The 14,239-nt window shown below is 71.6% G+C and carries 12 protein-coding genes; 11 read left to right on the top strand and 1 reads right to left on the bottom strand.

Features of this window, described 5'->3' with window-relative positions; genetic code table 11:
- Positions 1-8: 8 nt before the first annotated feature.
- On the bottom strand, positions 9-2,213 hold the full coding sequence (locus EOT10_RS14180) for an ATP-binding protein (RefSeq protein ID WP_127828521.1): 2,205 nt from the start codon (positions 2,211-2,213) through the stop codon (positions 9-11).
- 164 nt (positions 2,214-2,377) lie between these two features.
- On the opposite strand from EOT10_RS14180, the gene EOT10_RS14185 reads away from it, so the two are divergent.
- The 11 genes from EOT10_RS14185 (at position 2,378) to EOT10_RS14235 (ending at position 14,205) form a co-directional block, all read left to right on the top strand.
- Positions 2,378-2,869, top strand: a complete 492-nt coding sequence (locus EOT10_RS14185) for a DUF948 domain-containing protein (RefSeq protein ID WP_223280967.1) — start codon at positions 2,378-2,380, stop codon at positions 2,867-2,869.
- Between the two features lie 7 nt (positions 2,870-2,876).
- Positions 2,877-3,230 carry a DUF6167 family protein gene (locus tag EOT10_RS14190; protein ID WP_127828522.1) on the top strand — a complete coding sequence of 118 codons (354 nt, stop codon included), beginning with the start codon at positions 2,877-2,879 and terminating at the stop codon, positions 3,228-3,230.
- Positions 3,230-5,899, top strand: coding sequence for an alanine--tRNA ligase (gene alaS / locus EOT10_RS14195; protein ID WP_127828523.1), 2,670 nt, complete (start codon positions 3,230-3,232; stop codon positions 5,897-5,899). Before EOT10_RS14190 ends, alaS begins: the two co-directional genes overlap by 1 nt.
- Entirely contained in the window at positions 5,899-6,363 is a 465-nt protein-coding gene (gene ruvX / locus EOT10_RS14200; protein WP_127828524.1) for a Holliday junction resolvase RuvX, read from the top strand. The genes alaS and ruvX overlap by 1 nt, the downstream gene beginning before the upstream one ends.
- Before the next feature lie 122 nt (positions 6,364-6,485).
- Positions 6,486-8,171: an endolytic transglycosylase MltG gene (mltG, locus tag EOT10_RS14205; protein ID WP_189491548.1), complete on the top strand. Its 1,686-nt coding sequence runs from the start codon at positions 6,486-6,488 to the stop codon at positions 8,169-8,171.
- A gap of 7 nt (positions 8,172-8,178) precedes the next feature.
- The gene (locus EOT10_RS14210; RefSeq protein ID WP_127828525.1) at positions 8,179-9,003 is read left to right on the top strand and encodes a shikimate dehydrogenase; all 825 of its coding nucleotides are present in this window, start codon (positions 8,179-8,181) and stop codon (positions 9,001-9,003) included.
- A gap of 143 nt (positions 9,004-9,146) precedes the next feature.
- Positions 9,147-10,331 carry a chorismate synthase gene (gene aroC / locus EOT10_RS14215; RefSeq protein ID WP_127828526.1) on the top strand — a complete coding sequence of 395 codons (1,185 nt, stop codon included), beginning with the start codon at positions 9,147-9,149 and terminating at the stop codon, positions 10,329-10,331.
- Entirely contained in the window at positions 10,328-10,843 is a 516-nt protein-coding gene (locus tag EOT10_RS14220; RefSeq protein WP_317617340.1) for a shikimate kinase, read from the top strand. Before aroC ends, EOT10_RS14220 begins: the two co-directional genes overlap by 4 nt.
- Positions 10,840-11,934 (top strand): 3-dehydroquinate synthase, encoded by a 1,095-nt coding sequence (gene aroB / locus EOT10_RS14225; RefSeq protein WP_127828527.1) that lies wholly within the window; start codon positions 10,840-10,842, stop codon positions 11,932-11,934. The genes EOT10_RS14220 and aroB overlap by 4 nt, the downstream gene beginning before the upstream one ends.
- A gap of 123 nt (positions 11,935-12,057) precedes the next feature.
- Positions 12,058-12,990: an AAA family ATPase gene (locus EOT10_RS14230; RefSeq protein WP_127828528.1), complete on the top strand. Its 933-nt coding sequence runs from the start codon at positions 12,058-12,060 to the stop codon at positions 12,988-12,990.
- A 96-nt stretch (positions 12,991-13,086) separates the two neighbouring features.
- Positions 13,087-14,205: an aminopeptidase P family protein gene (locus tag EOT10_RS14235; protein ID WP_127828529.1), complete on the top strand. Its 1,119-nt coding sequence runs from the start codon at positions 13,087-13,089 to the stop codon at positions 14,203-14,205.
- Positions 14,206-14,239: the final 34 nt, after the last annotated feature.

The following is a 14,239-nucleotide window of genomic DNA, read 5'->3' on the forward strand; positions in this document are numbered from 1 at the left end:
CCTGCGTTTCAGCCCGCCGCTTCCCCGCCCTGCACGGTCGGGGAAGCGGCGGGTTCGCGCGTTTGTGGGGTCTGATGCGCCGGACGTGGCGACGGCACGGCCGCCGGCCGGGACGCGGCGCCCCGGCCGAGAGCCCGCTCGACGGCCTCCCCGGGCTCCAGGCGCGCACCGGCCTCCACGAACATCTCGAACCGGGCGTCCCCGAGCATCGCGCGCGCGTCCGCCGCACACCGCTCGTGCGGGGCGTTGTAGTACGCCGAACCGAACAGCGGCAGCCCCACCGACGGCCAGATCCGGCCCGCCGCCCCCTGGAGCAGCGCGGCCTCGCCCGCGTCCCCCTCCGTCACGGTGACAAGGGCCAGCAGCTCGATCGACAGCACCGTGCCCAACAGGTCGTCGAACGTGTCCCCGATGACGAGGCACTCGCGCAGCAGCTGCCGCGCCCGCGCCAGATCTCCCCTGGTCCACTCCGCGTACGCCAGGACATACAGCGCGTACGCCAGCGTCCAGCGTTCGCCGTGGTCCTCGCAGACAAGGCGCACGTCCTCGCACAGCTCGACCGCCCCGGCCAGATCCCCCTGGAACGCCACGGCCATCGCCAGCTCGACCTGACCCATCAGCACGCCGCTGTTCAGCTCACCGACCTCCCGGTACGAGGCGAGCGCCGTGCGCAGCAGCTCCTCGGCGCGCGGCATGTCGTCCGTGACGAGGGCCAGACAGCCCGTGCGGTGCACCGCGTAGGCGGCCGCCGTGGCGTCGCCGATACGTTCCGCCTCGTCGCGGCACTCCTGGAGCGCGCCGAGTGCGGGAATCGTGTCGCCCTGGAGGATCGCCACATAGCCGAGCACCCACAGGGCCTTCAGCCGGGACCGGGCGTAGTCGCCCTCGACGCTCTCCGCGTCGAGCTCCACACTGCGCTCCAGCCAGTGCCGCCCCTCGGACAGCCGGCCGCAGCCCGCCCAGAAGAACCACAGCGTGCCCGCGAGGTACTGCCCCAGATGCGTCTCGCCCGGCTCCGTCAGGCAGAACTCCAGGACGGCCCGCAGATTCGGCAGCTCCAGCGCGATCCGCGCCGCCACCTCGGCCTGCCGCGGCGAGAACCAGTCCAGCTCGCACCACGTGGCGAGGCCCATGTACCAGTCGCGGTGCCTGCGCCCCATCCGCCCGCTGTCGCCCGACGCCTCCAGCCAGTCCGCCCCGTACGCCCGGACCGTGTCGAGCATCCGGTAGCGCACCACCGAGTCCGCCTCCTCGCGGACCACCACGGACTGCGCGATCAGCTCGGAGAGCACATCGAGAACCGCGTCGGCGTGCAGCCCGTCCCCACCGCAGATGTATTCCGCCGCGTCCAGGTCGAACCGGCCGGAGAACACCGAGAGCCGCGCCCACAGCAGCCGTTCCTCCGCCGTGCACAGCTCATGGCTCCAGCCGATCGCCGTGCGCAGCGTCTGATGGCGCGGCAGCGCCCCGCGAGTGCCGCCCGTGAGCAGCCGGAACCGGTCGTCGAGCCGCCCGAGCAGATCCGCGGGCGACAGCGCCCGCAACCGCCCCGCCGCCAGTTCCACCGCCAGCGGCAGACAGTCGAGCCGCCGGCACACCTCGACGACGTCCTCGCGGTTGCCGTCGTCGAGTGCGAAGCCGGGCAGCAGCGCGGCGGCCCGGTCCGCGAAGAGCTCCACCGCGTCCGCGGTCGCGAGCGGCGCCAGCGGGAAGACGCGCTCACCCTCGACACCGAGAGGCCGGCGACCCACCGCGAGGATCCGCAGGCCCGGGGCGGCGCCGAGGAGTTCCCGCACGAGGGCCGCGCACGTGTCGACGAGGTGCTCGAACCCGTCGACGACGAGCAGGAGTTGGCGCCGCGCGAGATGGCCGAGCAGGACGTCGCGCGGCGGGCGGCTCGTGTGATCGGTCAGGTCGAGGGCCGCGGCGAGTGCGTACTCGACCAGGTCCGCCTCACGCACGGTGGCGAGATCAAGGCGTCGCACGCCGTCGCACTCCAGGGTGTCCGCCGCCACCGCCGCCGCCCGCGCCGCGAACCGGGACTTGCCGACACCGCCCGCCCCCGTCACCGTGACCAGGCGCGCCCCGCCGAGGGTCCGCGTCAGGTCCGCGAGTTCGGCGGTACGGCCGACGAAACGGTTGAGCTCGAGGGGGAGGCTGCCGGGCGGGGGAAACCCCTCGGACCTGTCGGCCGGGCGCTGTTCGCGTCGCATGAGGTACGGAGCGTACTCACGCGTAAGCAGTCCGTACAATCGGTTCGGGCAAGTCCGGCCGGGGTGAGGGGTAATCCGGTACGGAGCGCGGACCCCGGCGCGATAGGCTCGGGGAACGATTTTCTGCAGTGTGTTTGACGTGTTCGATGTGCTCGATGTGTCCGATGTTCAGGAAGCGGTGCTACGTGTCCGGTGGAGAGGTTGCCGGGATCCTGGTGGCCGTCTTCTGGGCGATCCTGGTCTCCTTCCTCGCGGTGGCTCTGGCGAGGCTGGCCCAGACGCTCAGGGCGACCACCCGCCTTGTCGCGGACGTGACCGAGCAGGCGGTGCCGCTGCTCGCCGACGCCTCCGCGGCCGTGCGGTCCGCGCAGACGCAGATCGACCGGGTCGACGCCATCGCGTCCGACGTCCAGGAAGTCACGTCGAACGCGTCGGCGCTGTCCTCCACCGTCGCCTCCACCTTCGGGGGCCCGCTCGTCAAGGTGGCCGCGTTCGGCTACGGCGTGCGCCGGGCGATCGGACGCAAGTCCACGGGGACCCCCGCGGCCGACGAGCCTGCGAAGCCGTCCCGCCGTACCGTGATCGTGGGCCGCACCGTCCCGTCGGCGCGGCGCGGCAAGCAGGCCCAGCGGAATAACCGGAATAAGAGGGACTGACGCAGCGATGTTCCGCCGTACGTTCTGGTTCACCGCGGGCGCAGCCGCCGGCGTGTGGGCCACCACCAAGGTCAACCGCAAGCTGAAGAAGCTGACGCCGGAGAGCCTCGCCGCGCAGGCCGCCAACAAGGCGATCGAAGCGGGCCACCGCCTCAAGGACTTCGCGCTCGACGTCCGTAACGGCATGGCCGAACGCGAGGCCGAACTCGGCGACGCACTGGGACTCAGCGCCCCGGTCGACGCCGAACTGCCCGCGCAGCGCCGCTTCTCGGCCATCGAGAACACCAACACGCCACACACCAAGCACGCCAAGTACCTCGACAACACGACGTACTCGTACAACCGGAATGAGGACCACTGATGGAGTCGGCTGAAATCCGCCGCCGCTGGCTGAGCTTCTTCGAGGAGCGTGGCCACAAGGTCGTGCCCTCGGCGTCGCTCATCGCGGACGACCCGACTCTGCTGCTCGTCCCCGCGGGCATGGTCCCGTTCAAGCCGTACTTCCTCGGCGAGGTCAAGCCGCCCGCCCCGCGCGCCACCAGCGTGCAGAAGTGCGTGCGTACGCCGGACATCGAAGAGGTCGGCAAGACCACCCGCCACGGCACGTTCTTCCAGATGTGCGGCAACTTCTCGTTCGGCGACTACTTCAAGGAAGGCGCCATCAAGTACGCCTGGGAGCTGCTCACCAGCTCCGTGGCGGACGGTGGCTACGGCCTCGAGCCCGAGAAGCTCTGGATCACCGTCTACCTCGACGACGACGAGGCCGAGCGCATCTGGCACGAGGTCGTCGGCGTCCCCAAGGAGCGCATCCAGCGCCTGGGCAAGAAGGACAACTTCTGGTCCATGGGCGTCCCCGGCCCCTGCGGCCCGTGTTCCGAGATCAACTACGACCGCGGCCCCGAGTTCGGCGTCGAGGGCGGCCCGGCCGTCAACGACGAGCGGTACGTGGAGATCTGGAACCTGGTCTTCATGCAGTACGAGCGCGGCGCCGGCATCGGCAAGGAGGACTTCGAGATCCTCGGCGACCTGCCGTCGAAGAACATCGACACGGGTCTCGGCCTCGAGCGCCTCGCCATGATCCTGCAGGGCGTACAGAACATGTACGAGACGGACACCCTGCGCGTCGTCATGGACAAGGCCACCGAGCTCACCGGCGTCCAGTACGGCGACAAGCACACCACCGACGTCGCGATGCGCGTGGTCGCCGACCACATGCGCACCTCCGTGATGCTCATCGGCGACGGCGTCACCCCCGGCAACGAGGGCCGTGGCTACGTCCTGCGCCGCATCATGCGCCGCGCCATCCGCAACATGCGCCTCATGGGCGCCACCGGTCCGGTCGTCAAGGACCTCGTCGACGTCGTGATCGACACGATGGGCCAGCAGTACCCGGAGCTCATCACCGACCGCAAGCGCATCGAGACCGTCGCCCTCGCCGAAGAGGCCGCCTTCCTCAAGGCCCTCAAGGGCGGCACGAACATCCTCGACACCGCCGTCACCGAGACCAAGGCCAAGGGCGGCACCGTCCTCGCCGGCGACAAGGCGTTCCTGCTCCACGACACCTGGGGCTTCCCGATCGACCTCACTCTCGAAATGGCCGCCGAACAGGGCCTTTCCGTGGACGAGGACGGCTTCCGGCGCCTGATGAAGGAGCAGCGGGAGCGCGCCAAGGCCGACGCCCAGGCCAAGAAGACCGGCCACGCCAACGTCGGGGCCTACCGCGAGATCGCGGACGCCGCCGGTGCCACCGACTTCATCGGCTACACGTCGACCGACGGCGAGTCCACGATCGTCGGCCTCCTGGTCGACGGCGTCTCGTCCCCCGCCGCCTCCGAGGGCGACGAGGTCGAGGTCGTCCTCGACCGCACGCCGTTCTACGCCGAGGGCGGCGGCCAGATCGGCGACACCGGCCGCATCAAGCTGGACAACGGCGCGGTCATCGAGGTCCGCGACTGCCAGAAGCCGGTGCCGGGCGTCTACGTCCACAAGGGCGTCGTCCAGGTCGGCGAGGTGACCGTCGGCGCCACGGCCCAGGCCGTCATCGACGTGGCCCGCCGCCGCGCCATCGCCCGCGCCCACTCCGCCACGCACCTCACCCACCAGGCGCTGCGTGACGCCCTCGGCCCGACGGCCGCCCAGGCCGGCTCGGAGAACCAGCCGGGCCGCTTCCGCTTCGACTTCGGTTCGCCGTCCGCCGTGCCCACGGCCGTGATGACGGACGTCGAGCAGAAGATCAACGAGGTGCTGACCCGCGAACTGGACGTCCAGGCCGAGGTCATGAGCATCGACGACGCCAAGAAGCAGGGCGCCATCGCCGAGTTCGGCGAGAAGTACGGCGAGCGCGTCCGCGTCGTCACCATCGGCGACTTCTCCAAGGAGCTGTGCGGCGGTACGCACGTCCACAACACCGCCCAGCTCGGCCTGGTGAAGCTGCTCGGCGAGTCGTCCATCGGCTCGGGCGTGCGCCGCATCGAGGCCCTGGTCGGCGTCGACGCGTACAACTTCCTCGCCCGTGAGCACACGGTCGTCGCCCAGCTCCAGGAGCTGGTCAAGGGCCGTTCCGAGGAGCTGCCGGAGAAGATCGCCGCCATGCTCGGCAAGCTGAAGGACGCCGAGAAGGAGATCGAGAAGTTCCGCGCGGAGAAGGTCCTCCAGGCCGCCGCCGGTCTCGCCACCGGCGCCATCGACGTGCGCGGGGTCGCGCTCGTCACCGGCCAGGTCCCGGACGGCACGGGCGCCGACGACCTGCGCAAGCTCGTCCTCGACGTGCGCGGCCGCATCCAGGGCGGACGCCCCGCCGTGGTCGCCCTGTTCACCACGGTCAACGGCAAGCCGCTCACGGTCATCGCCACGAACGAGGCGGCTCGCGAGCGCGGTCTCAAGGCCGGTGACCTCGTCCGCACGGCCGCCAAGACCCTCGGCGGCGGCGGTGGCGGCAAGCCGGACGTCGCCCAGGGCGGCGGCCAGAACCCGGCCGCCATCGGTGACGCCATCGTCGCGATCGAGCGGCTCGTCGGGGAAACCGCCTGATGCGACGCGGCCGCCGCCTTGCGATCGACGTCGGGGACGCCCGGATCGGGGTCGCCTCGTGCGACCCCGACGGGATCCTCGCCACTCCGGTGGAGACCGTGCCGGGACGCGACGTCCCGGCCGCCCACCGGCGGCTGAGACAACTCGTCGAGGAGTACGAGCCGATCGAGGTCGTCGTCGGCCTCCCTCGCTCCCTCAAGGGGGGCGAGGGCCCGGCCGCGGCCAAGGTCCGTGCCTTCGCACAGGAGTTGGCTGCCGGAATCGCCCCGGTATCGGTGAGACTCCTCGACGAGAGGATGACCACAGTGACGGCCAGCCAGGGGCTGCGCGCCTCGGGCGTGAAGTCCAAAAAGGGCCGGTCTGTCATCGACCAGGCGGCCGCCGTCATCATCCTCCAGCAGGCCCTGGAGTCCGAACGGACGTCAGGTAAAGCTCCGGGCGAGGGCGTCGAAGTGGTCATCTGATCGCGATACGGTAACGTTCCGCGCGATCGGCGGCGTTCGAACAGCTGCCGCACAGCATCAAGAGGCGGACCGGTTGCCCTCCACTCAGACGCGGCCGCCGCCTCGCGGCTTGTAGGGGATCGATGACTGAGTATGGCCGGGGCCCTGGCTCCGAACCGTGGCATCCCGAGGACCCGTTGTACGGGGACCAGGGGTGGGGGCAGCAGGCCGCCGACGGCCAGTCTGCTTACGGCGGCCAGGGGCAGTACCACCCTCAGCAGCCGCAGCACCCTCAGCAGGGACAGCAGCAGCACCCGCAGCAGCAGGGACAGCAGCCGCAGCAGTACGGCGGCAACTGGGGCACCGGTCAGCACGACCCCTACGGGCAGCAGCAGTACGGGGGCGGCCAGCAGTACGGCGCCCAGCCGCAGGGGGGCGGCTGGGACAACGGGGGTCACGGCCATGTCCCGTACGGCGCCGACCCGGTGGACCCCTACGGCGGTCAGCAGCAGGCCGCGTACGGCGGTGAGCAGCCGGATCTGTACGGCGCCCCCGACGCGTACCCGCCGCCGGAGCCGCCGGGCCGGCGCCGGCCCGCGGCCGAGCCCGAGCCCGAGACGGGCTGGGACCCGGGACCCGACCAGGGGGAACACGCGTTCTTCGCCGGTGGCGGCGATGACGACGGGGACGACGACCACGACGACCCGCGCGACCGGGATGGCCGGCGCGGCCGGGGCGGCAAGAAGCCCAAGAAGCGGCGCAGCGGATGCGCCTGCCTGGTGCTCACCGTGATCTTCGCGGGTGGCGTCGGCGGGGTCGGCTATTTCGGCTACCAGTTCTACCAAAACCGTTTCGGTGCGGCGCCGGACTTCGCGGGCTCCGGGAACGGCGAGAAGGTGACTGTCGACATTCCCCCGGGCGCGGGCGGTTATGTCATCGGGCAGCGCCTGAAGGACGCCGGCGTCATCAAGAGCGTGGACGCCTTCGTTTCGGCGCAGGAACAGAATCCGCGCGGCAAGTCCATTCAGGACGGCGGATACACGCTCGAAAAGGAAATGTCGGCCCGGAGTGCGGTCGAGCTGATGCTCAGCCCGAAGAGCCGGAACAACCTGATCATCGCCGAAGGCCGCCGGAACGCGTGGGTCTACGCGCAGATCGACAAGCGCCTCGGGGTCTCCCAAGGCACCACGCAAAAGGTCGCGAAAGAGGACTACAAAAACCTCGGACTGCCTTCGTGGGCCGAGAACCACCCGAATGTGAAGGACCCGCTCGAAGGGTTCCTCTACCCGTCGAGTTACGGCGTCGCCAAGGGCGGAAAGCCCGAAACGATCCTCAAGCAGATGGTGTCGCGGGCGACCCAGACGTACGACCAGGCCGGCGTCGAGAAGAAGGCCAAGAGCCTCGGTCTCGACAGCCCGTGGCAGCTCATCACGGTGGCCAGCCTCGCCCAGGCGGAAGGCACCAGCCATGACGACTTCCGCAAGATGGCCGAAGTGGTCTACAACCGTCTCAAGCCCGGCAACGCGCAGACGAACGGAATGCTGGAGTTCGACTCCACGTACAACTACATCAAGGGCCAGAGCAAGATCGACCTGGGCCTCACCGAACTGCGCAAGTACGACAACCGCTACAACACGTACTACTACAAGGGCCTGCCGCCGGGACCGATCGGAAACCCGGGTGCGGAAGCTCTGAAGGGCGCCATCGACCCGACCAGCGACGGCTGGTACTACTTCATCTCGATGGACGGCAAGACCAGCAAGTTCACCAGGACGAACGCGGAACACCAGAAGCTGGTCGACGAGTGGAACGCGTCGAGGAAGAACTGAAGAACTGATGTCAGCAATCCGCAGGGCGGCCGTACTCGGGTCGCCCATCGCCCACTCCCTTTCCCCGGTGCTCCACCGCGCCGCCTACGAGGAGCTGGGACTCACGGAGTGGTCCTACGACCGCTTCGAGGTCGACGAGGCCGCGCTGCCCGCGTTCATCGCGTCGCTCGGCCCCGAGTGGGCGGGGCTCTCGCTCACCATGCCGCTCAAGCGCGCCGTGATCCCGCTGCTCGACGAGATCAGTGACACGGCCGCCTCCGTCGAGGCCGTGAACACGGTCGTCCTCACGGACGACGGGCGAAAGCTCGGCGACAACACCGACATCCCCGGCATGGTCGCCGCCCTCGCCGAGCGCGGCATCGACAAGGTCGAGTCCGCCGCCGTCCTGGGCGCGGGCGCCACCGCGTCCTCCGCCCTCGCCGCCCTGTCGCGGATCTGCGCGGGCGAGATCGTCGCGTACGTCCGCAGCGAGGCCCGCGCCGCCGAGATGCGGGAGTGGGGCGAGCGGCTCGACGTGGACGTGAAGATCGCGCAGTGGTCCGACGCGGCCCGTGCCTTCGGCGCGCCGCTCGTCGTCGCCACGACCCCGGCTGGCACCACCGACGCCCTCGCCGCCCAGGTGCCCGAGCGCCCCGGCACCCTCTTCGACGTCCTGTACGACCCGTGGCCGACGCAGCTCGCGGCCCGCTGGTCCGCGTACGGCGGGGCCGTCGTCAGCGGGCTCGACCTGCTGGTGCACCAGGCCGTGCTCCAGGTCGAGCAGATGACCGGACGTGCCCCGGCGCCGCTCGGCGCGATGCGGCAGGCGGGGGAGCGGGCGCTCGCCGGCTGACGAGGCCGTGTCCGCCGGGACGTCCGACTGATGGACCGGCGGCCGGGTCGGGCGCCCGGACGTGGGAGGATCGGAGGTGGCGGGCCAGGGCCGCGCACCCGGCCGCGCCATCGCAGTTCGAGGCGCGAGCAAGAGGAGCACCGTTGAGCAGGTTGCGCTGGCTGACCGCGGGGGAGTCCCACGGACCCGCACTCGTCGCGACGCTGGAGGGTCTTCCCGCCGGCGTGCCGATCACCACGGAGATGGTGGCGGACCACCTGGCCCGGCGGCGGCTCGGCTATGGACGCGGCGCGCGCATGAAGTTCGAGCGCGACGAGGTGACCTTCCTCGGCGGTGTACGGCACGGACTGACCATGGGCTCGCCGGTCGCGGTCATGGTGGGCAACACCGAGTGGCCCAAGTGGGAGCAGGTCATGTCGGCCGACCCGGTCGACCCCGAGGTCCTCGCCGACCTGGCGCGCAACGCGCCGCTGACCCGCCCCCGGCCCGGCCACGCCGACCTCGCCGGCATGCAGAAGTACGGCTTCGACGAGGCCCGGCCGATCCTGGAGCGCGCCTCCGCCCGTGAGACCGCGGCCCGCGTCGCGCTCGGCGCGATCGCCCGCTCCTACCTCAAGGAGACCGCGGGCATCGAGATCGTCAGCCACGTCACCGAGCTGGCGAGCGCCAAGGCCCCCTACGGCGTCTACCCGACCCCGGCCGACGTCGACAAGCTCGACGCCGACCCGGTGCGCTGCCTGGACGCGGACGCGTCGAAGGCGATGGTCGCGGAGATCGACCAGGCCCACAAGGACGGCGACACCCTCGGCGGCGTCGTCGAGGTCCTCGCCTACGGCGTGCCGGTGGGCCTCGGCTCGCACGTGCACTGGGACCGGCGTCTGGACGCCCGGCTCGCGGCCGCGCTCATGGGCATCCAGGCCATCAAGGGCGTCGAGGTCGGCGACGGCTTCGAGCTGGCCCGCGTGCCCGGTTCGAAGGCGCACGACGAGATCGTGACCACGCCCGAGGGCATCAAGCGCACCTCCGGCCGCTCCGGCGGCACCGAGGGCGGCCTCACCACCGGCGAGCTGCTGCGCGTACGCGCCGCGATGAAGCCGATCGCGACCGTGCCGCGCGCCCTCGCCACCATCGACGTGGCGACGGGCGAGGCCGCGAAGGCCCACCACCAGCGCTCCGACGTGTGCGCGGTCCCGGCCGCCGGCATCGTCGCCGAGGCCATGGTCGCGCTCGTCCTCGCCGACGCCGTCGCCGAGAAGTTCGGCGGCGACAACGTCGCAGAGACCGCGCGCAACGTGCAGTCGTACCTCGACCACCTGCAGATCCGGTGACCGGCCCGCAGGTCGTGCTCGTCGGCCCGATGGGCGTCGGCAAGTCCACGGTGGGCGAACTGCTCGCCGAGTGGCTCGGCTGCGCCTTCCGGGACACCGACGCGGACATCGTGGCCGCCCAGGGCCGCAGCATCGCGGACATCTTTGTGGACGACGGCGAGCCCGCCTTCCGCGAACTGGAGCGGCAGGCCGTGCGTGCGGCCGTCGCGGAGCACACCGGGGTGCTCGCACTCGGCGGGGGCGCGATCCTCGACGAGTCGACGCGCGCGCTGGTCGCCCCGCACCCCGTCGTCTATCTGTCGATGGACGTCGAGGAGGCCGTCAAGCGCACCGGTCTGAACACCGCCCGGCCGCTCCTCGCCGTCAACCCGCGCCGTCAGTGGCGCGAGCTGATGGAGGCACGCCGGCACCTGTACACCGAAGTCGCCCGTGTCGTCGTACCCACCGACGACCGCACCCCCGAAGAGGTCGCCCGCGCGGTCCTCGACGCCCTGGAGTTGAAGGAAGCATGACCGAGCAGCAGGTGACCCGGATCCAGGTCGGCGGTACGGCCGGTACCGACCCGTACGAGGTCCTCGTCGGGCGGCAGCTCCTCGGTGAACTCGGCGGCCTGATCGGCAAGTCCGTCCAGCGCGTCGCGATCATCCACCCCGAGGCGCTCGCCGAGACCGGTGACGCGCTGCGCGCCGACCTCGCCGAGCAGGGCTTCGAGGCCGTCGCCATCCAGGTGCCCAACGCGGAGGAGGCCAAGACCGCCGAGGTCGCCGCCTACTGCTGGAAGGCGCTCGGCCAGTCCGGCTTCACCCGCAGCGACGTCATCGTCGGGGTGGGCGGCGGGGCGACCACGGACCTCGCCGGGTTCGTGGCCGCGACGTGGCTGCGCGGTGTGCGCTGGATCGCCGTACCGACCACCGTGCTCGCCATGGTGGACGCGGCGGTCGGCGGCAAGACGGGGATCAACACCGCCGAGGGCAAGAACCTCGTCGGCTCGTTCCACCCGCCGGCCGGTGTCCTGTGCGACCTCGCGGCCCTCGACTCGCTTCCGGTCAACGACTTCGTGTCCGGGCTCGCCGAGATCATCAAGGCCGGCTTCATCGCCGACCCGGTGATCCTCGACCTGATCGAGTCCGACCCCGAGGCGGCGCGCTCCCCGCAGGGCCGGCACACCGCCGAGCTCATCGAGCGCTCCATCCGGGTCAAGGCCGAGGTCGTCTCCGGCGACCTCAAGGAGGCGGGCCGGCGCGAGATCCTCAACTACGGGCACACGCTGGCGCACGCCATCGAGAAGAACGAGCGGTACAAGTGGCGGCACGGCGCCGCCGTCTCCGTCGGCATGCACTTCGCCGCCGAACTCGGCCGTCTCGCCGGGCGGTTGGACGACGCGACGGCCGACCGGCACCGCACCGTCCTGGAGTCCGTGGGCCTTCCCCTGAGCTACCGCTACGACCAGTGGCCCAAGCTCGTGGAGAACATGAAGGTCGACAAGAAGTCCCGCGGCAACCTGCTGCGGTTCATCGTCCTCGACGGCCTCGGCAAGCCCACGGTCCTCGAAGGACCCGACCCAGCCGTGCTCCTCGCGGCGTACGGCGAAGTCGCCGAATAGGTCCCGTCCTCGGGCACTTCGTGACCTCCCCGGCCGTTCACACAACGGCGGCCGGGGCAGGTACCGTTCGGTAGCGCCTTGTTCGCCGGCGCCAGTTGCCTGTACGAGACGGAGTCGCACCGGATGCAGCACGCAGTGGGGTCGCCGCTGCCGCAGCCCCCTCAGCCGGGGCACGGACCGGCCGCCGGCTGGTCCCAGGCCGCGCATCACCCGGGCCCCGGACCGGTGGGCCCGCCACCACCGCCGCCCGCCCCGGGCTTCGCCGTCCCGCCCGGCCCCGCGCCGCACGCCCCGCCACCGCCCGCGCCCGCCCCCCACGCGCAGCCGTCGCAGCCCCCGCACGCGCAGCCCCAGCACCATCAGCCCCCGCACCCGGGCGTCCCCCAGCACGCGCCCCCGCCGCCCTCGCGGGACACCACGGGCCATGTGCAGCTGCCGCCCGGCGGCCCCGTCGCCATGCCGAGCCCGCCACCCACCGCGGGCACCGCCGACGCCACCGCCACGACACTCGCCGTGCTCCTCATCGGCCCCGCCGGCGCGGGCAAGACGAGCGTCGCCAAGTACTGGGCCGAGCAGCGCCGCGTCCCCACGGCCCACATCAGCCTCGACGACGTACGCGAATGGGTCCGCTCCGGCTTCGCCGACCCGCAGTCCGGGTGGAACGACCACTCCGAGGCGCAGTACCGCCTCGCCCGCCGCACCTGCGGCTTCGCCGCGCGGAACTTCCTGGCCAACGGGATCTCGTGCGTCCTCGACGACGCCGTCTTCCCCGACCGCCCCGTCGTCGGCCTCGGGGGCTGGAAGCGGCACGTGGGCCCGGGACTGCTGCCCGTGGTGCTGCTCCCCGGTCTGGAGATCGTCCTCGAGCGGAACGCGGAGCGCAGCGGGAACCGCCGCCTCACGGACGAGGAGGTCGCCCGCATCCACGGCCGCATGGCCGGCTGGTACGGCTCCGGCCTGCCCATCATCGACAACTCCCAGATGGACGTGCCCACCACGGCCCGCGTCCTCGACGACGTCCTCGCCCGCTCGATCGCGAGCCCGCCCCAGTGGTAGCGGGCCGCCGTCACCGGCGCCCCGCCCCGACGTCCTCGCCGCCCGTCCGGACGCGCTGAACCGGCCGGGTCGCGCCGCCGCTCGTAGGCTCGGTTCATGGCAGAGGTGTACGCGGCCCGTAGGGACCGGCTGAGGGAGCGCGCTGCGGCGGGCGGCAGTGCGGCCGTCCTCGTCTCGCGCCCCGCCAACGTTCGCTATCTCGCGGGTGCGGCCCCTCACGGCGCCGTACTCCTGCTCGGCAAGGGCCCCGGCGCCGAAGGTGACGTCCTGCTGTGCGGGCGGCCGCCCGGTGACCAGCCCGCCGACGGACGGCCCGACGAGGCGCTGCGGATCCAGGTGCTGGACGCGCCCGGCGGGGACCCCGCCGTCGCCGCCGCCGACGTCGCGCTCTCCTTCGGCGCGGATTCGCTCGCCGTCGAGGAGCACCACCTGACCGTCGCCCGGCACCGGGCACTGGGTTCCGTGGCGCCCCGGCTGCGCCTGACCGACCTCGGGGCCGGTGTCGAACAGCTGCGGCTCGTCAAGGACGAGGAGGAGATCTCCTGTCTGCGCATCGCCGCGGAGATCGCCGACCAGGCCCTCGGCGAACTCCTCGAATCGATTCTCGTGGGACGCACCGAACGCCATCTCGCCCTGGAGCTGGAGCGCCGCCTCGTCGACCACGGAGCCGACGGCCCCGCCTTCCCGACCTCCGTCGGCACCGGCCCGAACTCGGGCCGCGGCTCCCATCGCCCCACCGATCGCCGCGTCGAAGAGGGTGACTTCCTCTCGGTCTGCCTCGGCGCCGCCTACCGCGGCTACCGCTGCGAGATCGGCCGTACGTTCGTCATCGGGACGTCGCCCGCGGACTGGCAGATCGACCTGTACGACCTGGTCTTCGCAGCCCAGAGGGCGGGCCGGGAGAGCCTCGCACCCGGCGCCGAGTGCCGCGAGGTGGACCGCGCGGCACGCCACGTACTGGACTCCGCCGGGTACGCGGAAGGCCTCGCGCAGGTCACCGGACACGGTGTGGGACTGGAAATCGACGAGGAGCCGCAGCTGGCCCCCGCGGCCATGGGTAAACTGGACGCTTGCGTGCCGGTCACCGTCGAACCGGGGGTCCACCTTCCGGGCCGGGGCGGTGTCAGGATCGATGACACGCTCGTCGTGCGCCCCGAGGCGGACGGCGGACCCGAGCTACTCACCATCACGACCAAGGAACTGCTCGCGCTGTAACGGCGCGCGCGACCGGGGTCGTCCATCGTCAGTC

Origin of the sequence: Streptomyces antnestii (assembly GCF_004005495.1) — a bacterium.
GTDB lineage: Bacteria > Actinomycetota > Actinomycetes > Streptomycetales > Streptomycetaceae > Streptomyces > Streptomyces antnestii.

Coding starts and splice junctions, on each gene's coding strand:
- EOT10_RS14180 (WP_127828521.1), bottom strand. CDS start 2,213: ATGCGACGCGAACAGCGCCCGGCCGACAGGTCCGAGGGGTTTCCCCCG.
- EOT10_RS14185 (WP_223280967.1), top strand. CDS start 2,378: ATGTTCAGGAAGCGGTGCTACGTGTCCGGTGGAGAGGTTGCCGGGATC.
- EOT10_RS14190 (WP_127828522.1), top strand. CDS start 2,877: ATGTTCCGCCGTACGTTCTGGTTCACCGCGGGCGCAGCCGCCGGCGTG.
- alaS (WP_127828523.1), top strand. CDS start 3,230: ATGGAGTCGGCTGAAATCCGCCGCCGCTGGCTGAGCTTCTTCGAGGAG.
- ruvX (WP_127828524.1), top strand. CDS start 5,899: ATGCGACGCGGCCGCCGCCTTGCGATCGACGTCGGGGACGCCCGGATC.
- mltG (WP_189491548.1), top strand. CDS start 6,486: ATGACTGAGTATGGCCGGGGCCCTGGCTCCGAACCGTGGCATCCCGAG.
- EOT10_RS14210 (WP_127828525.1), top strand. CDS start 8,179: ATGTCAGCAATCCGCAGGGCGGCCGTACTCGGGTCGCCCATCGCCCAC.
- aroB (WP_127828527.1), top strand. CDS start 10,840: ATGACCGAGCAGCAGGTGACCCGGATCCAGGTCGGCGGTACGGCCGGT.
- EOT10_RS14230 (WP_127828528.1), top strand. CDS start 12,058: ATGCAGCACGCAGTGGGGTCGCCGCTGCCGCAGCCCCCTCAGCCGGGG.
- EOT10_RS14235 (WP_127828529.1), top strand. CDS start 13,087: ATGGCAGAGGTGTACGCGGCCCGTAGGGACCGGCTGAGGGAGCGCGCT.